Annotated in this window: 17 protein-coding genes; 11 read left to right on the forward strand and 6 right to left on the reverse strand. The window is 72.9% G+C overall.

What is annotated here, in order from left to right; translation table 11 throughout:
- Window positions 1-127: 127 nt before the first annotated feature.
- Window positions 128-895, reverse strand: coding sequence for an SDR family oxidoreductase (locus tag ACFZB3_RS06865; protein WP_391370823.1), 768 nt, complete (start codon window positions 893-895; stop codon window positions 128-130).
- A gap of 54 nt (window positions 896-949) precedes the next feature.
- On the opposite strand from ACFZB3_RS06865, the gene ACFZB3_RS06870 reads away from it, so the two are divergent.
- Both ACFZB3_RS06870 and ACFZB3_RS06875 read left to right on the forward strand, forming a co-directional pair.
- Window positions 950-2,380 carry an AMP-binding protein gene (locus ACFZB3_RS06870; RefSeq protein ID WP_391370826.1) on the forward strand — a complete coding sequence of 477 codons (1,431 nt, stop codon included), beginning with the start codon at window positions 950-952 and terminating at the stop codon, window positions 2,378-2,380.
- Entirely contained in the window at window positions 2,373-3,503 is a 1,131-nt protein-coding gene (locus ACFZB3_RS06875) for an acetyl-CoA C-acyltransferase (RefSeq protein ID WP_391370828.1), read from the forward strand. Before ACFZB3_RS06870 ends, ACFZB3_RS06875 begins: the two co-directional genes overlap by 8 nt.
- Before the next feature lie 18 nt (window positions 3,504-3,521).
- Here ACFZB3_RS06875 and ACFZB3_RS06880 read toward each other — a convergent pair whose 3' ends face one another.
- The 4 genes from ACFZB3_RS06880 to ACFZB3_RS06895 are packed head-to-tail and all read right to left on the reverse strand — an operon-like array spanning window position 3,522 to window position 6,657.
- Window positions 3,522-4,322 carry an acyl-CoA thioesterase domain-containing protein gene (locus ACFZB3_RS06880; protein ID WP_391370831.1) on the reverse strand — a complete coding sequence of 267 codons (801 nt, stop codon included), beginning with the start codon at window positions 4,320-4,322 and terminating at the stop codon, window positions 3,522-3,524.
- 8 nt (window positions 4,323-4,330) lie between these two features.
- Window positions 4,331-5,119: an acyl-CoA dehydrogenase family protein gene (locus tag ACFZB3_RS06885; protein WP_391370833.1), complete on the reverse strand. Its 789-nt coding sequence runs from the start codon at window positions 5,117-5,119 to the stop codon at window positions 4,331-4,333.
- Window positions 5,120-5,125: 6 nt separating this feature from the next.
- Entirely contained in the window at window positions 5,126-6,244 is a 1,119-nt protein-coding gene (locus tag ACFZB3_RS06890; protein ID WP_391370836.1) for an acyl-CoA dehydrogenase family protein, read from the reverse strand.
- Window positions 6,241-6,657, reverse strand: coding sequence for a nuclear transport factor 2 family protein (locus ACFZB3_RS06895; RefSeq protein ID WP_391370839.1), 417 nt, complete (start codon window positions 6,655-6,657; stop codon window positions 6,241-6,243). The genes ACFZB3_RS06890 and ACFZB3_RS06895 overlap by 4 nt, the downstream gene beginning before the upstream one ends.
- Window positions 6,658-6,813: 156 nt before the next feature.
- On the opposite strand from ACFZB3_RS06895, the gene ACFZB3_RS06900 reads away from it, so the two are divergent.
- From ACFZB3_RS06900 to ACFZB3_RS06925, 6 genes are read left to right on the forward strand one after another with little or no spacing between them, the layout of a single operon-like run.
- A complete protein-coding gene (locus ACFZB3_RS06900; RefSeq protein WP_391370842.1) occupies window positions 6,814-8,925 on the forward strand; it encodes an ABC transporter permease in 2,112 nt (703 codons plus the stop codon).
- Window positions 8,903-9,634, forward strand: coding sequence for an ATP-binding cassette domain-containing protein (locus ACFZB3_RS06905; RefSeq protein WP_391370844.1), 732 nt, complete (start codon window positions 8,903-8,905; stop codon window positions 9,632-9,634). Before ACFZB3_RS06900 ends, ACFZB3_RS06905 begins: the two co-directional genes overlap by 23 nt.
- A complete protein-coding gene (locus ACFZB3_RS06910; RefSeq protein WP_391370847.1) occupies window positions 9,631-10,356 on the forward strand; it encodes an ATP-binding cassette domain-containing protein in 726 nt (241 codons plus the stop codon). Before ACFZB3_RS06905 ends, ACFZB3_RS06910 begins: the two co-directional genes overlap by 4 nt.
- Window positions 10,353-10,841, forward strand: coding sequence for a hypothetical protein (locus tag ACFZB3_RS06915; RefSeq protein WP_391370849.1), 489 nt, complete (start codon window positions 10,353-10,355; stop codon window positions 10,839-10,841). Before ACFZB3_RS06910 ends, ACFZB3_RS06915 begins: the two co-directional genes overlap by 4 nt.
- The gene (locus ACFZB3_RS06920; RefSeq protein ID WP_391370851.1) at window positions 10,816-11,124 is read left to right on the forward strand and encodes a hypothetical protein; all 309 of its coding nucleotides are present in this window, start codon (window positions 10,816-10,818) and stop codon (window positions 11,122-11,124) included. Before ACFZB3_RS06915 ends, ACFZB3_RS06920 begins: the two co-directional genes overlap by 26 nt.
- 21 nt (window positions 11,125-11,145) lie before the next feature.
- Window positions 11,146-12,444, forward strand: a complete 1,299-nt coding sequence (locus ACFZB3_RS06925; RefSeq protein ID WP_391370854.1) for an amidohydrolase family protein — start codon at window positions 11,146-11,148, stop codon at window positions 12,442-12,444.
- Between the two features lie 147 nt (window positions 12,445-12,591).
- Here the strand turns inward: ACFZB3_RS06925 and ACFZB3_RS06930 are convergent, their stop codons facing one another.
- Window positions 12,592-12,723: a hypothetical protein gene (locus ACFZB3_RS06930; RefSeq protein WP_391370857.1), complete on the reverse strand. Its 132-nt coding sequence runs from the start codon at window positions 12,721-12,723 to the stop codon at window positions 12,592-12,594.
- Window positions 12,724-12,960: 237 nt separating this feature from the next.
- Here ACFZB3_RS06930 and ACFZB3_RS06935 point away from each other — a divergent pair, with 237 nt between their 5' ends.
- The 3 genes from ACFZB3_RS06935 (at window position 12,961) to ACFZB3_RS06945 (ending at window position 17,249) form a co-directional block, all read left to right on the forward strand.
- Window positions 12,961-15,279: an MMPL family transporter gene (locus tag ACFZB3_RS06935; protein ID WP_391370859.1), complete on the forward strand. Its 2,319-nt coding sequence runs from the start codon at window positions 12,961-12,963 to the stop codon at window positions 15,277-15,279.
- 96 nt (window positions 15,280-15,375) lie between these two features.
- The gene (locus tag ACFZB3_RS06940) at window positions 15,376-16,569 is read left to right on the forward strand and encodes a histidine kinase (RefSeq protein ID WP_391370862.1); all 1,194 of its coding nucleotides are present in this window, start codon (window positions 15,376-15,378) and stop codon (window positions 16,567-16,569) included.
- Window positions 16,566-17,249, forward strand: coding sequence for a response regulator (locus ACFZB3_RS06945; RefSeq protein ID WP_391370865.1), 684 nt, complete (start codon window positions 16,566-16,568; stop codon window positions 17,247-17,249). Before ACFZB3_RS06940 ends, ACFZB3_RS06945 begins: the two co-directional genes overlap by 4 nt.
- Window positions 17,250-17,814: the final 565 nt, after the last annotated feature.

The following is a 17,814-nucleotide window of genomic DNA, read 5'->3' on the forward strand; positions in this document are numbered from 1 at the left end:
CTGGTCGCGCCCACGCGGCGGTAGCCGCACATCGATACAGCCCCGCGCCCCTTTCGGGGCGCTGGTGTGGGCGTCGCTTCGGAGGGAACCGCAACGCTCGGTCCCCTTTCGGGGCATTGGGTGTACGTCACTTGGGAGGGAACCGCAACGCCCCGTCCAGGCGGACCACTTCGCCGTTGAGGTAGCTGTTCTCGCACAGGTGCTGGACCAGGGCCGCGAACTCCTCCGGGCGGCCCATCCGGCGCGGGTGGGGCACCTGCGGGCCCCAGTACGCCTCCAGCTGGTCGGCGGCCTTGCCGTACGCGGGGGTGAGGACCGTGCCGGGGGCGATCGACACCACCCGGATGCCCAGCGGTGACAGGTCGCGGGCGGCCACCAGGGTCATCGCACTCACCCCGCCCTTCGCCGCGGCGTACGGCAGCTGGCCGATCTGGCCCTCGTACGCGGCGATGGACGACGTCGTCACGATCACACCGCGCTCGCCGTCCGCCCCGGCGGGCGCGGTGCGGGCGATGGCCGCGGCGGCCAGGCGCATGACGTTGAACACCCCGGTCAGGTAGACGTCGACCGTGGTTCGGAAACCGGCGAGATCCAGCGGCGCCCCGTCCTTGCCGACGAGCCGACCGCCGTGCGCGGGCCCGCCGTGACAGTCCACCGCCGTGCGGAACTCGCCTTCCTCCGAAGCCGCTTCGACCGCCGAGGTCATCGACTCCTCGTCGGTGGCGTCCGCGCGCACGTACCGCACCCCCAGCTCCTCCTGGAGGGCCTTGCCCTTGTCGTCGGCCAGGTCGGCGACCACGACCCGCACGCCCGCCGCGTGCAGGCGTCGTACCGTCGCCTCGCCCAGTCCGCCCGTGCCGCCGACCACCAGGGCCGAGGAACCCTCGATGAGCATCGCCGTTCCCCTCTCTTGCGAGTAAGGCTCTGAGTGTATGAGAATGCCATTCTCATGAACATAGCCGTGATCCTGGAAATGGCCGCCTCCGCGGGAGACCGGCCGGCCGTCACCGAGGGCGGCCGTTCGCTCTCGGCCGCCGAACTCCAGCGCCTCGCGCGTCATGCGGCCGACCGCTTCCGCGACCGCCCCGCGGTCCTGTACCTCGGCACGAACCACCTCGCCTACCCCGTCGCCCTGTTCGGCGCGGCCCTGGCCGGTGTCCCCTTCGTCCCCCTCAACTACCGCCTGGGGGAAGATCAGTCGGCCGCCCTGCTGGAGCGGCACCCGGGCGCGGTCGTCCTGCGCCCCGGCGACCTCGACGCCCTCCTCGCTCCCTCCGGGGACGCCGATTGGCGGCCGACCCCCGACGACCGGGACGCCACCGCCGTCACCCTCTACACCAGCGGCACCACCTCCGCGCCCAAGGCGGCACTGCTGCGCCACCGCCACCTGCTCGCCTACGTCTTCAACACCCAGGACTTCGGCTCGGCCGACGTCGACGACGCGACCCTGGTGGCCCTCCCGCCGTACCACGTCGCCGGGTTGATGAACCTGCTGACGAACCTCTACGCGGGCCGCCGGATCGTCTACCAGGCCTCCTTCGAGGCGGCGGACTGGCTGGCGACGGTACGGAGCGAGCGCGTCACCCACGCCATGCTGGTGCCGACCATGCTCGCCCGCGTCACCGCCGAACTCGGCGAGCGCCAGGCCGGGACGCCCACCCTGCGCAGCCTCGCCTACGGCGGTGCGCGCACCCCGCGCCCGGTGGTGGAGCGGGCGCTGCGGCAGTTCCCGGAGACCGGCTTCGTCAACGCGTACGGTCTGACCGAGACCGCGTCCTCCATCTGCGTCCTCGGCCCCGACGACCACCGGCAGGCCCTGGCCGCCGAGGACCCGGCCGTACGGGCCCGGCTCGGCTCGGTCGGCCGCCCGCTGCCCGGGATCGAGGTCGAGATCCGGGACGAGGACGGCAAGGTGCTCGACGCGGGGGAGACCGGGCTCGTCTTCGTGCGTGGCGAGCAGATCTCGGGGGAGTACGCCGGCGGCCGGGTGCTGGACGACCGCGGCTGGTTCGCCACCCGCGACCGGGGACGGCTCGACGGCGCGGGGTACCTGTTCGTCGAGGGGCGCGCCGACGACACGATCATCCGCGGCGGCGAGAACATCGCCCCCGCCGAGATCGAGGATGTACTCCTCCGGTACCCGGGGGTGCGGGAGGCCGCCGTGCTCGGGGTCGCCGACCCTGAGTGGGGGCAGCGGCTGGTGGCCGTCCTGGTCGGCTCCGGGGACCCCGCCGACATCAGGGCCTTCGTCCTCCGTCACCTGCGTTCCTCGAAGACGCCCGACCTCGTCGTCTTCCGCCCCGAACTGCCCCGCACCGCCACCGGCAAGCTCCTGCGCCGGACCCTCGTCGCCGAACTGGAGGAGACCGCCGATGCCTGAGGCCGTCCTCGTCACCGCCCTGCGCACCCCGATCGGCACCGCGTTCAAAGGCACCCTGCGCAGTACCACCGCTTACGACCTGGCCGACCGCATCGTCTCGGCGACCGCGGAGGGGCTCGACCCCGCGCTCGTCGACGACGTGGTGCTCGCCGAGTCCCACTACGGCGGCGGGGTCGTCGCCCGGCACGCGGCCCTCACCGCCGGGCTGCCCCGGGTCCCCGGCCTCGCCCTCAACCGGCACTGCGCCGCCGGACTCGCCGCCGTACAGACCGCCGCGGCCTCGGTCCGGGCCGGCATGGACCGCCTCGTCCTCGCCGGAGGCGTCAACTCCACCTCCACCGCACCCACGTTGGCCTTCCAGGACGCCGAACGCTGGGTGCCGCCCACACATCCCGACCGCCCGGACGCGCCCAACCTCGACATGTCGATCACCGTGGGCTGGAACACGGCCGTACAGGAGGGCATCGGCCGCGAGGAGATGGACGCGTGGGCGCTGCGCTCGCACCGCAACGCCGTACGCGCCCAGGACGAGGGCCGGTTCAAGAGCGAACTCGTGGCCGTCGAGACACCCTACGGCCCCTTCGAGGCCGACGAGCATCCGCGCCGGAACACCAGCGCGGAGCGGCTGGCTGCGCTCAAGCCGCTGCACCCCGAGATCGAGGGGTTCTCGATCACGGCCGGGAACGCCTGCGGTGCCAACGACGCGGCTGCCGCCGTCGTGGTCGCCGACGAGCGGCTGGGACTGCCCGCCCTGGCCCGGGTGCGCTCCTGGGCCTCGGTCGCCCTGGACCCGGCCGAGACCGGGCTGACCCCCGTGCTCGCCATCCCCAAGGCGCTGGAGCGGGCCGGGATGTCGGTCCCCGACGTGGACCTCTTCGAGATCAACGAGGCCTTCGCCGTCGTACCGGTCGCCGTGATCCGCCGCCTCGGCCTCGACCCGGACGCGGTGAACGTCAACGGCAGCGGCTGCTCGCTCGGCCACCCCGTGGCCGCCACCGGGACACGCATGGTCGTCACCCTCGTCCACGAACTGCGGCGCCGGGGCGGGGGAGTGGGCGTGGCCGCGATGTGCGCGGGCGGCGGCATGGGCTCCGCCCTGGTCCTGGAGGTGCCCGCGCCCTGACCGGTCGGGGCGCGGCGGCTAGCCGCCGAACCTCAGCAGCGCCTCCTGTGCGTAGGAGGCGAGCAGTGTCCCGTCCTCGGTGAGGACGTCGCCGCGTCCGAAGCACCGCCCGTGTGCGGCCAGCGGGCTGTGCTGGCGCAGCAGCAGCCACCGCCCGGTGCTGAACGGGCGGTGGAACCAGATGGTTTGCGTGGTCACGGCTGAAGTGAACGCCCGGCCCGCGTCCGCCTGGGTGAGGCCTTCCCGGGGGCGCAGCGCGGTGCCGATCGGGGTGAGGTCGGTGGCGTAGGCGAGGAGCGCGGGGACGAGATCCGGCGGTGCGGCCGGGATGCGCGTCCACAACTCGTAGGCGGGAGGCTCGGACTTCGCGGTGTCGAGGTCGGTGGCCGCCCGTGACTCCCAGGGCAGCAGCCCGAGTTCGACCGTGCGCTCCGGGCCGGGCAGCACCGGCGCGGGGTCCACCGTCTGCCGGTCCGGCCCCTCCTCCCAGACATGGAGACTCGCGCTCGCCACCGCGACGACTCCGTGCGCCTGGCGGGCGGTGAGCCGCACGGTCGCGAAGGTACGGCCGTGCTGCGGCACCTCGGCCTCGTAGCGCACCGGTTCCCCGGTGCGGCCCTCGCGCAGGAACTGCGTGTGCAGGGACTTCAGCGCCTTGCCGGGCGCGGCCAGACAGGCGGCGCGCGCGAACTGGGCGAGGAGCTGGCCGCCGAACAGCCGCCGGTACCGCAGCTGTTGTGAGCGGGCCTCGTAGGCGCCGGCGCCGTGGGCGGTGAGGTCGAGGCAGCCGAGGAGGTCCGTCCAGAGATCCGTGGTCACGTGTGCCCTCACAGGTCGACGAGGCGGCGCGTCCGGCGCTCGCGCAGCAGCGACGCGCCCGCCTCCCGGGTCAGTTCACGGGTCGAGCCGAGCAGTCCGTCGAGGACGAGAGCCCGTCTGACGTGCCGGTGCAGTGCGTGCTCGGCGGTGAAGCCGATGCCGCCGAGGGCCTGCTGGCAGTGGCGGGCGGTGGTGAGCGCGGCCCGCCCCGCTACGGCCTTGGCGAGCAGCGAGCCGGTGTCGTCCGCGGCCGCGGCCAGGGCCGCCTCGGCTCCCTCCAGCGCCACGTAGGTCTCGGCGAGCCGGTGCCGAAGGGCCTGGAAGGAGGCGAGGGGGCGTCCGAACTGCCGCCGGTCCAGGACGTGTTCCCGCGCGAGTGCGAGCATCGCGCGACCCGTGCCGAGCAGCCACCAGCCCAGCGCCCGCCGCCCGGCGGCGAGCGGGACGGCCTCGCCCGGGTCCACCCGGCGCAGCGGCAGCCCCGGGTCGAGAGCACTCGGCGTCGCGGAGCCGTCCCGCGCCCACTCCACCCACACCCCGCCCGCGTACGGCAGTGGCAGGGTCCCTCCGACGGGCCGCCCGGCCGCGTGCAGGACGACGTCGTTGAGCACGGCGGCCTGCGTCCCTGTCTCCCCGAGCAGCCGGAAGACCAGCGGGACGGCGGTGTCGGGCTCCTCGGCGAGCATCTGCGGCCAGCCGAGGTCGGCGAGCGCGGAGTCGAGCCCGGCGCCGGGCTCGCTCATCGTCATGGCCTTGCGCAGGGCCTCTTCCAGAAGTTCGCGTTCGGCGGTGTCCACCGCGTGTCACTCCTTTCCGAGGCCGAGCAGGCGACGGGCGACGATGTTGCGCTGGATCTCCGCGGTGCCGCCGTAGATCGTGGCGGCCCGCGCGTACAGGTAGCCGGTGCGCCACGAGGCGTCCTCGGCCAGTTCGACCGTGCCCGGCAGGAGATCGCGCGCGGTGTCGAACAGCCGCTGCTCGGCGGTGGCCAGGAGGATCTTGTCGACCGATGTCTCCGGGCCGAGCCGTCCGCCCTCCGCCAGTCTCCGCTGGGTCGCGGCCGACCGGCAGCGCACGGTGTGCAGGTCGAGCCAGGCGGAGCCGAGGGCGTCGGGGTCCTGCTCGCAGTCGTCGGCGAGGAGCCGGTCCAGGGTGCCGTAGAGGTGGGCGACGCGGTGCCAGAAGCAGGTGGAGCGTTCGTGCGGCAGCAGGTCCATGGCCAGGCGCCAGCCGTCGCCGGGGGCGCCCAGCATGCGGTGCGCCGGTACCCGCACCTCGTCGAGGAAGACCTCGGCGAACTCGTCGACGCCGTGCAGGGTGCGCAGCGGCCGTACGGTGATGCCGGGGCTGTCCATGTCGAGGAGGAAGGCGCTGATGCCGGCGTGGCCAGGGCCGCCGGTGCGGGCCAGCAGTACGCAGCGGGCCGCGTACTGGGCGAGGCTCGTCCACACCTTCTGGCCGGACACCACCCAGGCGTCACCGTCGGGCACCGCCCGCGTCGTCAGCGAGGCCAGGTCGCTGCCCGAGCCCGGTTCCGAGAAGCCCTGGCACCACTGCTCCCGGCCGGACAGCAGCCGCGGCACCAGTTCGGCGGCGAGCGCGGGCGGCGCGTAGCCGACGACGGTCGGCACCAGCACCTCGACCATCGACCAGATGCCGGGCTCCGCCAGCGCCCGCGAGGCGATCTCCTCGCCGAGCACCGCGCGCAGGGTGCCGCTGCCGCCGAGCCCGCCGACCGCACGCGGCCAGCCGTACCGCATCCAGCCCGCGTCCCACAACGCCGCCCGCACCCGGGCCAGTTGGGCGACCTGGGCGTCCAGGGAGCCGTCGGGGGAGTCAGTTGGTGAGGCGTCGGGCGGGGGCGTCAGGTCGTTGTCGTGCAGCCAGGCGCGCAGCCCCTGCCGGAACTCGGCGGTCCTCATGACCGCGTACGGTCGAAGGCGTGCGGGCGGCCGGAGTCGTGGTCCCCGCTGCGGCGGATGAAGGTCATGGCCCGGGTGCGCAGCCGCCAGCCTTCCGGGGTGCGGGCGTAGGTGTCGTGGTAGTAGCCGATGCGCATCCGGTGCTCGGAGTGCTCGACGAAGCAGAGCGGCTGGGTGCCGGTGGCGGTGTCGCCGGCCAGCTCGATCTCCGGTGTGCCGACCAGGAAGAGGCCCTTGGGGGCGGCGGCGACCAGCGCGGGGAACTCGTCCAGCGGGTAGGTGTCGCCGAACGCGCTGTAGCTTCCGTCCGGGGTGAAGACGCCGAGGACCCGGTCCACGTCCCCACGGGTCATGGCGACCGCGTACCGGGCGAGCAGCTGCTGGATCTCGATCAGGTCGTCGGTGGCACTCAAGGGGGCCTCCACGGTCGCTCGGTGAGAATGTGATTCTCGAAATCGAGTATCACGCTTCCATGCGGACCTGCCGCCGTCAACGCCGATGCCGCGTGAAGCAACCTCCCCTTGTGCGAATGGTTGATTCTCCTCTAGTGAGAAGCTAGTTTCCAACCCATGGATCAGTTCCTGGCCTTCACGGTGGTCGGCCTGAGCACCGCCGCCATCTACGCCGTGATCGGTAGCGGTCTGGTGCTCACCCACACCACGGCCGGGGTCTTCAACTTCGCCCACGGCGCGGCCGGAATGCTCGCCGCCTTCGCCTACTGGCAGCTCGCCGTCGGCTGGGGCCTGCCGGTGCCGGTCGCCCTGGCCGTCGTACTCCTCGTCCTCGCGCCCGCCTTCGGCCTGTTCGTCGAACGGGTCCTGATGCGCCCGGTACAGGCCCTGGGCGAGGCCGAACGGCTCGTCATGACGGTCGCGTTGCTCGCCGGCTGCATCGCGCTCGCCCGCTGGGTCTGGGATCCCGACACGCCGCGCCCACTGACCCCGTTCTTCGCCGGTCAGCCTGCCGTCCGGCTCGGCCCGGCCGTCGTCACCTGGCACCAGGCGACCACCATGGCGACCGCGCTCGCCATCGCCGCCGGCCTGTGGTTCCTGCTCCATCGCACCCGGGCCGGCACCGAGATGCGCGCCTGCGTCGACGACCGCGCCCTCGCCGGGCTGACCGGCGCCGATCCGCTGCGCGCCGGCCGGCTGGCCTGGGTGCTCGGCATCCAGCTCGCGGCCATCGGCGGGATCCTCATCGCGCCCACCGTCGCGCTCGACGCCCAGCAGCTCTCCCTGCTCATCGTCAGCGCCTACACCGCCGCCGTCTTCGGGCGGCTGCGCAGCCTGCCCCTCACCTTCCTGGGCGCAGTCGTCGTCGGCCTGATGGAGGCCTACCTGGCCGGCTACCTGCCACAGAACGACTACCTGCCCGGCCTGCGCCTCGCCGCCCCCGCCCTGCTGCTCTTCCTGGCGCTGCTCGCCTTCCCGCACCGCCGGCTGCGCGGCCGCGACCGAACGGTGGTCCGCGTCCCGCTGCCGGGCCGGCGGGGCAGCCTGCTCCTCGCGGGCAGCGTCCTCGTGCTCGCGCTGTTCCTGGTCAGCGTGCTGAGCGAGGACCAGGTCATCTCGTACGGCACGCTGTTCTCGCTCGGTGTGATCGCCCTGTCCTATGTGCCGCTCGCCGGATACGCGGGGCAGGTCTCCCTCTGCCAGCTCTCCATCGCCGGGATCGGCGCGGTGGTCTGGGGCCACCTCGGCGCGCACGGCGAGCTGTGGGCGCTGCCGGCCGCCGTCCTCGTCGCCGCTGCCGTCGGCGCCCTGGTCGCACTGCCCGCGCTGCGCCTTTCGGGGATCTACCTGGCGCTCGGCACCGTCGCCTTCGCCACCGTCCTCGACCGGTGGATCTTCACCCTGCCGGCCTTCGACGTCCTGGGCGTGCACATCGCCCTGTTCGACCAGGGCTCGGTCTCCGTGACCGGCCCCGACCTGTTCGGCCTGCACCTCACCGCACCGGCCGAACTGCTCGTCATCGCCGCCGGCTGCCTCGCCGTCACCACGCTCGGAGTGGCGTGGCTGCGGCGCGCCCGCTTCGGCCGCCGGCTGATCGCCCTGCGCGACAGCGAGGCCGCCTACGCCACCCTCGGCGGCCGCCTGCTGGTCGCCAAGGTCGCGGTCTTCGCCCTCTCCGCGGGCATCGCGGGACTGGGCGGCGCCCTCTACGGCATGCAGCTCCAGACCGTCACCGCCGACCGGTTCAACCTCGTCGCCGGACTGCCCGTCTTCCTGATCGCGGTCGTCGGCGGCCTCGGCTCGGTCGGCACCGGCCTGTTCACGGGGCTCGCGTACGTCGTGCCCACCCAACTGCTGGACGGGCTCGGTCCCTGGGCACAGAACCTGTCCGCCCTCCTCATCGCCCTCGCGGGCATGGGCTTCGCGCACAGTCCGAGCGGTGTGATCGCACGGCTTAAGGCCGACTGGGCGCCACTCGGCCGCGACCGGCCGCTGCTGACCGTACTGCTCGGGGTGCTCGCCGCGTGCTGGGCGTCCGCCGCCCTCGTCCCGGACGGCGGCCCGCCGTCCCTGGCCGTCGCCCTGCTGGCGGCCGTGACCCTGCGCGGCCGGGCCGCCATGCGCGAGGCCGCCCCCGTCGACATTCCGCCGGAGTGGTGGGGCGTACGACGCCCATGGCGGCCCGAGGACGGGGAGGTGCTCAGCCGTGCCACCGCCGCCGCAAGCTGAACCGCTGCTGCAAGTCGAGGGGATCACCGTCGCGTTCGGCGGCCGGCGGGCCCTGGACCGGGTGTCGCTGGCCGCCGAGGCCGGCCGGGTCACCGGCCTGATCGGCCCCAACGGGGCCGGGAAGAGCACCCTGTTCGACACCGTCTCCGGGCTCCGCCGCCCGCAGACCGGCCGGGTGCGGCTGGACGGCCGGGACATCACCCGCGAGGGGCCTGCCCGCCGGGCACGGCGCGGACTGTCCCGGACCTTCCAGCACCTGGAACTCTTCGGCCGGCTCTCCGTCCGCGACAACCTCCTCGTCGCCGCGGAACTCGGGCCCCGACGCGGCCACGCGGCCCGTACGGCGGACGAGGTCCTGGCACGCCTCGGCCTGACCGACACGGCCCAGGCCCCCGCGGACGCCCTGCCCACCGGCATCGCCCGCCTCGTCGAGGTCGGCCGCGCGCTCGTCCAGAGCCCCCGTCTGCTGCTCCTCGACGAACCCGCGGCCGGACAGGACGCCGAGGAGACCGAGCGCTTCGCCGGCCTGCTGCGCTCCCTGGCGGCCGAGGGCACGGCGGTCGTCCTGGTCGAACACGACATGAGCCTGGTCATGGCCGTCTGCGACGACGTGTACGTCCTCGACCTCGGCCGGGTCGTGGCGTGCGGCCCGCCGGCCGGGATCCAGCAGAACGAGACCGTCCTCGCGGCCTACCTGGGGGAGCCATGACCGTGTACGCCGGCCCGCTGCTGGAACTCCGCGGCGTCCGCGCCGCCTACCACGGCATCACCGTGCTGCACGGTGTGGATCTGACCGTCGCCGCGGGCCAGGTGGTGGCACTCCTGGGACCCAACGGCGCGGGCAAGACCACTGTCCTGAAGGTCGCCGCCGGACTGCATCCGGCCGGCGCCGGGCACCTGCTGATGGGCGGCCGGGACGTCACCGGCATCCGTCCCGGCCGCCTGGCCCGCGCCGGGGTCTGCCTGATCCCGGAGGGCCGCGGCGTCTTCCCCAACCTCTCCGTCCGCGACAACCTGCTGATGATGACCTTCTGCGGCCGCGGCCGCCGCCGGGAGGAGATCGAGGAGACCGCGTACAGCCGTTTCCCCGTCCTCGCCGCCCGCCGCACCCAGCAGGCCGGCACCCTCTCCGGCGGCGAGCAGCAGATGCTCGCCCTCGCCCGCGGCCTGGCCACCGATCCCGCCGTGCTCCTCCTCGACGAACTCTCCATGGGGCTCGCCCCGTTGGTCGTCGCCGAACTGTACGAACTCGTCGCCGGGATCGCCCGGCAGGGCGTCGCGGTGCTGGTCGTGGAGCAGTTCGCCGCAGCCGTACTGAAGATCGCCGACCACGCCGCCGTCCTGGTCCGTGGCCGCGTCCAGTGGCAGGGGCACCCCGACAGCTCCCTGCAGGCCGAACTGTCCACCTACTACCTGGGGAGCCCCACATGACGTCGACCCCCGTACCGGCCTCGCGGGCGGACCGGTTCGTCCGTGAACTCGCCGAACTGAAGATCCCCGACCCCGCCGCGGCGCGCACCGCCCTCTGGCTCCGCCTCGGCGGACTGCTCATGACCGCGGGCCTCGCGCTCGGTGCCCTCGCCTTCCCCCTCGCCCACGCCACGGACAACTCGCTCGCACAGGGGGACGCGCTCTCCCTCGGCCTCGGCGGCATCACGGCCGCCGTGGTGGGCGCCGCGCTCTTCCTCCGCTACTCGCTCAGCGGCTTCCTGCGCTTCTGGCTCGTCCGGCAGTCCTACGACCTGGACCGGCTCGGGGAGCGCCTCGGCGGTCCCGCCGTCGCTCCGAAGCCGGCCGACGCACCCGCCCCAGAAGCCGATTCACCCGCACCACAAGCCGATTCACCCGCACCAGAAGTCGATTCACCCGCACCGGAAGGAGAACCGCGCAATGGCGCTGCTCCCTCGCCCAGGTGACCAGCTCGCCTCCGCCACCTCCACCACCCGGGTGATCGTCATCCGGGCCCCGGCGAGTGCGGAGGGCCCGATCGAGTGCGGCGGCCTGCCGATGGTCCCGGCCCGGGACGCCCCCGCCGCACCGGCCGACGAAGAACCGTCCGGCACGCTCATCGGAAAGCGGTACGTCGACGCCGCCGACACCCTCGAACTCCTCTGCACCGCCTCCGGCGCAGGTCAACTCACCTACGGCGGACAGCCGTTGCAGATCAAGGCGCCCAAGGCACTGCCCGCATCGGACTGACCCGAGCCCCAAGGAGCCCGCATGAACCGCGACGACATGATCCTCATCAGCGTCGACGACCACATCATCGAGCCGCCCGACCTGTTCGCGAACCACCTGCCGGACCGCTACAAGAAGGACGCCCCGCGCCTGGTCCACCGCGAGGACGGCAGCGACGTGTGGCAGTTCCGGGACAACAGCGTCGGCAACGCCGCGCTCAACGCGGTCGCCGGCCGCCCCAAGGAGGAGTACGGCATGGACCCGCAGGGCCTCGACGAGATCAGGCCCGGCTGCTACGACGTCGACGAGCGGGTCGCCGACATGAACGCCGGCGGCGTCCTCGCGCAGATGAACTTCCCCTCCTTCCCCGGCTTCTCCGCCCGCCTGTTCGCCACCGAGGACTCCGACTTCTCGCTCGCCCTGGTCCGCGCCTACAACGACTGGCACATCGACGAGTGGTGCGCCGCCCATCCCGGCCGGTTCATCCCGATGGCCCTGCCCGCCATCTGGGACGCCGAACTGTGCGCCCAGGAGATCCGCCGGGTCGCCGAGAAGGGCTGCCACTCGCTCACCTTCCCCGAGAACCCGGTCCCGCTCGGCTACCCCAGCTTCCACTCCGAGTACTGGGACCCGGTATGGCGTGCCCTGACCGACTGCGGCACGGTGATGAACCTGCACATCGGCTCCTCGGGACGCCTCGCCGTCACCGCCCCCGACGCCCCGCCGGACGTGATGATCACCCTCCAGCCGATCAACCTCGTCCAGGCCGCCGCCGACCTGATGTGGTCCCGCGTGCTCAAGGAGTACCCGGCCATCAGGATCGCCCTGTCGGAGGGCGGCACCGGCTGGATCCCCTACTTCCTGGAGCGGCTCGACCGCACCTACGAGATGCACGCCACGTGGACCCTCCAGGACTTCGGCGGCAAGCTGCCCTCGGAGATCTTCCGCGAGCACTTCCTCACCTGCTTCATCAGCGATCCGATCGGGGTGCGGCTGCGCAACGAGATCGGCATCGACAACATCTGCTGGGAGGCCGACTACCCGCACAGCGACTCCATGTGGCCGAACGCGCCGGAGCAGCTGCACGAGGTGCTCACCGCCAACTCCGTGACGGACGACGAGACCGACAAGATGACCCACGGGAACGCGATGCGCTGGTACTCGTTCGACCCGTTCGCCCACGTCCCGCGCACCCGGGCCACCGTCGGCGCGCTGCGCAAGGCGGCCGAGGGCCATGACGTGTCCGTCAAGTCCCGCAGCCGCCAGGTCATCGCCCCGGCGGACAAGCTCGCCACCTACCGCAAGAAGGCACAGGCGGCACTGGCGGCGGCCGAGCAGTGACACGGGTGACGATGCCAGGGCCGCCCGGCAGGGTGAGGGCGCCGGTCACGACGCCGGGCCGGCGGCGGCGATCGTGATCGTCGTGTCGTTTTCCACGAGACGTCTGACGACCGCGAGCGCCTCCTCGTCCTGGATCCAGCCCGGTGATCAGCCCGACGCGGAGTGCGCGAGGCCCATGGCGTAGCCCCGGTCGCCGTGGCTGGACCACAGCAGGAGCAGGTGGCTGCTGCCGAGCCGGAAGAGGAACGGCCCGTCCGCCCCGCCACCTGCCGCTGTCATCCGCCTGTACGGCTGCGTGACATGGGGACTGAAACGTCTCGGAAGGTGAGAAGGGGCAGGTCGACGACGGGCGTCATGCCTGTGTCGCATGCCGTGCTCCTCCTCAAGGAGGACGGCGGCGCGCCGGTGCGTGCGGCAGCACCAGGCGGAAGTGCCCGCACCGGCACGATGCCCCGGCACCCCCGGCCGGGCCAGGCTGGTGATCCATCCCCGCCCAGACCTGGAGACCCCTTTCCCGTGGCTACCTTCCTGTACCGGATGGGCCGGACCGCCTTCCGGCGGCGCTGGCTCGTGACGCTCTTGTGGGCCGTGGCCCTCGGCGCCGTCGGCCTCGGCGCCGTCAGGGCTCCGGCCTCCTCCGACGACGGCACGTCGTTCATGCCGGGCATCGAGGCACAGAAGGCCTTCGACCTGATCGGTGAGCGCTTCCCCGGCACGGACGCCGAAGGCGCCGGCGCGCGGATCGTCTTCGTCGCCCCCGACGGCGAGAAGGTGACCGCGGCCGGCCACCGTGCGGCCGTCGACGCGCTCGTCTCGAAGGCCGCCGACGAGCCGGAGGTCGCCAGTGCCGTGAGCCCGTTCAGGGCGGGCGCGATCAGCAAGGACGGCTCGACCGCCTACGCCACGGTGACCTTCAAGGTGAAGGCCGCCGAGCTGACCGACGCCGACAAGGCCGCGCTGGAGAAGGCCATCGACGAAGCCCGCGACACCGGCCTGACCGTCGAGGTCGGCGGTGACGCCCTGGCGGAGCAGCCTGCGGCGGGCGGTACGGCCGAGGCCATGGGCATCGCCCTCGCCGCCGTGGTCCTGCTGATGACGTTCGGTTCCCTCGCGGCGGCGGGTCTTCCGCTGCTCACCGCCGTCGTCGGCGTCGGGGTCAGCATGGCGTCCGTCCTGGCCCTGGGCAGCGTGTTCGGGCTCTCCGCGACCACCGGGACGCTGGCCTCGATGCTGGGCCTTGCGGTCGGCATCGACTACGCCCTGTTCGTGGTCTCCCGCTACCGGGAGGAGCGCGCCAACGGGCACGACCCTCGGGAGGCGGTCGGCCTCGCCGCGGGTACAGCCGGCTCGGCCGTGGTGTTCGCGGGTCTGACGGTCGTCATCGCGCTGGCCGGACTGTCGGTGATCGGCGTCCCGATGCTGACCAAGATGGGTCTGTGCGCCGCGGGGGCCGTGGTCGTCGCCGTCCTGGTCGCCCTCACCCTGGTCCCCGCCCTGCTCGGAATGTGGCCCGACGCGGTGCTCTCCCGAGCCACGCGCAAGCGCGGCCCCGCGGCCGGCCGACCGGCCGCGGGCGCGGACAACGGCGGCGCGGACAACGGCGGCGCGGACAACGGCGGCGCGGACAACGGTGCCGTGGAAAACGGCGGTGCGGACGACCGTGCCGTGGGAAACGGCGGTTCCCGGTGGGCCCGGTTCGTGCTGCGCCGTCCGGTGTCCGTGCTGGTGGCCTGCGTGGCCGGTCTGGGCATCCTGGCCCTGCCCGCCACGCACTTGGAGATGGGCATGCCGGGAGCCGAGTCCAAGCCCGTCTCCTCCACCGAACGGCGCGCCTACGACGCCCTCGCCGACGGCTTCGGCGCCGGCTTCAACGGCCCGCTGACGATCGTGGTGGACGCCAGGGCCGCGGCAGAACCCAAGGCGGCAGTCAAGGAGATCGCCGCGGAGATCCGCTCCACGAGCGGTGTCGTGTCCGTGTCTCCCGCGCGGTTCAACCCGGCCGGCGACACCGCGCTCCTCTCGGCGGTCCCGACCGCCGGACCGAACACCGAGGCCACGAAGGACCTGGTCAAGGCCATCCGATCGGAACGCACCGACCTCGAACGGACGACGGGCGCGACGTTCGAGATCACCGGCAGCACCGCGATGAACATCGACGTGGCGCAGGCCCTGCAGGACGCGCTGGTGCCCTACCTGGCGGTCATCGTCCTGCTGGCGCTGCTCCTGCTGCTGGTGGTCTTCCGCTCCGTGCTCGTACCCGTCAAGGCAGCCTTCGGATTCCTGCTGTCGGTGCTGGCCTCCCTCGGCGCGGTCGTGGCCGTGTTCCAGTGGGGCTGGGGCGCGGACCTGCTGGGCGTGGAACAGACCGGCCCGATCATGAGCCTGATGCCGATCTTCCTGGTCGGCATCGTCTTCGGCCTGGCGATGGACTACGAGGTCTTCCTCGTCTCCCGGATGCGGGAGGCGTACGTGCACGGTGACCGTGCTCCCCAGGCCGTCGTGTCGGGCTTCCGGCACAGCGCGCGGGTCGTCGGCGCGGCGGCCGTCATCATGATCGCGGTCTTCTCCGGGTTCATCGCCTCCGGCGAGTCGATGATCAAGACCATCGGTTTCGGGCTCGCCGTCGCGGTGCTCTTCGACGCGTTCGTGGTCCGGATGGCGCTCGTGCCCGCCGTACTGGCCCTGCTCGGTGACAGGGCATGGTGGCTGCCTCGATGGCTCGACCGGCTGCTGCCCCGCGTCGATGTCGAGGGCGCCGGGCTCACCGCGCCACCGGCGGACGGCACGGGAGAGGCTCACAGCGAGCACGCCCGAAGGACACCGGCCTCCATCTGAGGCGACCGGCAGGGGCGGGCCACGGCTCCGGACGCGACGGCGCCGCAGCCCGCCCCTGCCCAAGTACGCTGACCTGGGAAACCCTCTCGGAGTGTGATGAGCACGAACTGGCAGCGCAGGGCAGCGACCCGCCCGACGGCCGTCGACGTCGCGACGGTGGCACTGCTGCTGGGCGTCACCGTCGCCGGCGTCCTCCTCACCCGGGTGCTCATGCCCGAGCCGCCGTCCCTGTGGCCCGGCCTCGCGCTCGCGGCCGTGGGGTGCCTCGCCTTGTTCCGGCGCCACGACCACCCCCTCCCGGTCTTCGCCGTCACCCTCCTGTGCGCCATCGGCCAGGGCGCCCTCGGCTACCTGCTGACGCCTGGAGTGATGGGCCCGCTCCTGGCCGCCCAGTACACCGTGGGTGTGCGCGCCTCTCGCCGTACGACCTGGAACAGCGCACTCGCGGCCGCCGCGGGCATGGTCGTCGCCGGACTGCTGCTCCCCTCGTTCCGCGACTCCCCGGTGCTGACCATCGTCAACCCGGCGGCCTGGGTGCTGTTGTCGGCGGTCTTCGGCAGCTATGTCCGGGTACGTCGTGAGTACGCGGTGGCCCGCGCCGAGCACGCGGCCCGCGAACGCGAGGAAGAGGCACGGCACCGGGTGGTCCAGGAGCGCATGCGCATCGCACGGGAACTGCACGATGTCGTCGCCCACCACCTCACCCTGGCCGACGCCCAGGCCGGCACCGCGGCACACCTGTCACGGACCGACCCCGAGAAGGCTCTGGAGATCGTCGCCAGACTGCCGGAGTCCACCGCCGCGGCCCTGCGGGAACTCAAGGCCACCGTCGGACTCCTGCGCCACGACACCGACGCCGCGGACGAACTCGCTCCGGCACCGGGACTTGAGCACCTCCCCGGCCTGGTCGACGCCTGCTCGGCGGCGGGCCTGGAGGTGAGCGTCACCACCGAAGGACCGCCCCACCCGCTCAGCCCCGTCCTCGACCTCACGTGCTACCGGATCCTCCAGGAAGCCCTCACGAACGTCACCAAGCACGCCGTCACGCGCACCGCGCAGGTCCGGCTGACCTACACGCGCCGCCACCTGACCCTGCGGGTCACCAACGACACCCCGCCCGACCGGCCGACGGCCGCACCCCACTACGGCGGCGGCTTCGGCCTGCTCGGCATGCGCGAACGCGCGACGGCGGTCGGTGGCACCTTCCACGCCGGTCATCGTCCGCAGGGCGGCTTCGAGGTCGTCTGCACCCTTCCGTTCACCGCCCACGCCGAAAGTCCGAACCCATGACCATCCGTGTCCTGCTCGCCGACGACCAGGCTCTGCTGCGGGCGACCTTCCGCATCCTCATCGACTCCGTCGAGGACATGACCGTGGTCGCGGAGGCCGCCGACGGCAGGGAAGCCGTCGACCGCACCGCCGAGCACCGCCCCGACGTGGTCATCATGGACATCCGCATGCCGAACACCGACGGCGTGGCGGCCACCGCGGCCATCTGCTCCCGGCCCGAGCTGGCGGACACCCACATCCTGATCCTGACCACCTTCGAGAACGACGCCAACGTCGCGGCCGCCCTGCGCGCCGGCGCGAGCGGCTTCCTCGGCAAGGGCGTGAGCCCCGAGGTCCTGCTGTCGAGCATCCGCACAGTGGCGGACGGCGACGCCCTGCTCTCGCCCACCGCCACCCGGGCCTTGATCACCCGCTTCCTGGCCACCCCGGGCACCGACGAGTTCCTCGCCCTCCCCGACGCCGTGAAGGCCCTGACCGACCGCGAACGTGAGGTCACCGTCCTCGCCGCGCTCGGAAAGTCCAACGCCGAGATCGCCGACCGGCTGGTCCTCAGCCCGTTGACGGTACGCAGCCACATCCAGCGGGCCATGAACAAACTCGGGGTCCGCGACCGCGCCCAGCTTGTCGTCGTCGCTTATCAGAGCGGCCTCGTGAAACCACATCAGCACCCGGGCGGCTGATCGGCGGCAGCCGACTGCGCAGAGCATGACGCGGCCGCTGCGACGCGTCACCCCTCACCCGCCACCAGGGTTTCCCGACGGTCGGCCCTCGCGCCCTCAGGAGGGCTCAGGGCTCCCGGAGGTACGGAGTCGGGGGGTGGGGACATGGCAAGATGCCTCCAGTCCCGAGCTGGGTGCCGGGGCCTGTACGACCCACCCCCCGTGGCCGCGAGTCCCTCACGATCTCCGTCCGGCCCATCACCTCACACCGTATCCGCAGCCACTGACAACACGTCCGGTCCACAGCCGGACAGCACAGGGACACCTGCGGGCCGGCCGGCCCGGGTGCGCGATCCCGCCGAGGGGCAGATGCACGGGGGAGAACGGGGTCGATCTGTCCGGAGCCATCGAGGCGTTGCGGGGCGGTCCGGAACGAGCCAGGACCCGGGGCAGCGGGCTCTGCCGAGCCGTCCGACGCGGTCGCCGATCGAGCGGTGGGGGCAGGGCCCTGGCCACCCGGCCACTTGGCTGTGCCTCGCCGGCGGATGTCCTGCCGGCGACGGGTCGTTTCGATACGCTCCCGGCC

It is taken from the genome of Streptomyces sp. NPDC008092, from assembly GCF_042957285.1.
Lineage (GTDB): Bacteria > Actinomycetota > Actinomycetes > Streptomycetales > Streptomycetaceae > Streptomyces.

What these genes read in the sequence shown, in the direction of transcription:
- ACFZB3_RS06865 (WP_391370823.1), bottom strand. Translation starts at nt 895, where the DNA reads ATGCTCATCGAGGGTTCCTCGGCCCTGGTGGTCGGCGGCACGGGCGGA.
- ACFZB3_RS06870 (WP_391370826.1), top strand. Translation starts at nt 950, where the DNA reads ATGAACATAGCCGTGATCCTGGAAATGGCCGCCTCCGCGGGAGACCGG.
- ACFZB3_RS06875 (WP_391370828.1), top strand. Translation starts at nt 2,373, where the DNA reads ATGCCTGAGGCCGTCCTCGTCACCGCCCTGCGCACCCCGATCGGCACC.
- ACFZB3_RS06890 (WP_391370836.1), bottom strand. Translation starts at nt 6,244, where the DNA reads ATGAGGACCGCCGAGTTCCGGCAGGGGCTGCGCGCCTGGCTGCACGAC.
- ACFZB3_RS06900 (WP_391370842.1), top strand. Translation starts at nt 6,814, where the DNA reads ATGGATCAGTTCCTGGCCTTCACGGTGGTCGGCCTGAGCACCGCCGCC.
- ACFZB3_RS06910 (WP_391370847.1), top strand. Translation starts at nt 9,631, where the DNA reads ATGACCGTGTACGCCGGCCCGCTGCTGGAACTCCGCGGCGTCCGCGCC.
- ACFZB3_RS06915 (WP_391370849.1), top strand. Translation starts at nt 10,353, where the DNA reads ATGACGTCGACCCCCGTACCGGCCTCGCGGGCGGACCGGTTCGTCCGT.
- ACFZB3_RS06920 (WP_391370851.1), top strand. Translation starts at nt 10,816, where the DNA reads ATGGCGCTGCTCCCTCGCCCAGGTGACCAGCTCGCCTCCGCCACCTCC.
- ACFZB3_RS06925 (WP_391370854.1), top strand. Translation starts at nt 11,146, where the DNA reads ATGAACCGCGACGACATGATCCTCATCAGCGTCGACGACCACATCATC.
- ACFZB3_RS06930 (WP_391370857.1), bottom strand. Translation starts at nt 12,723, where the DNA reads ATGACAGCGGCAGGTGGCGGGGCGGACGGGCCGTTCCTCTTCCGGCTC.
- ACFZB3_RS06940 (WP_391370862.1), top strand. Translation starts at nt 15,376, where the DNA reads ATGAGCACGAACTGGCAGCGCAGGGCAGCGACCCGCCCGACGGCCGTC.
- ACFZB3_RS06945 (WP_391370865.1), top strand. Translation starts at nt 16,566, where the DNA reads ATGACCATCCGTGTCCTGCTCGCCGACGACCAGGCTCTGCTGCGGGCG.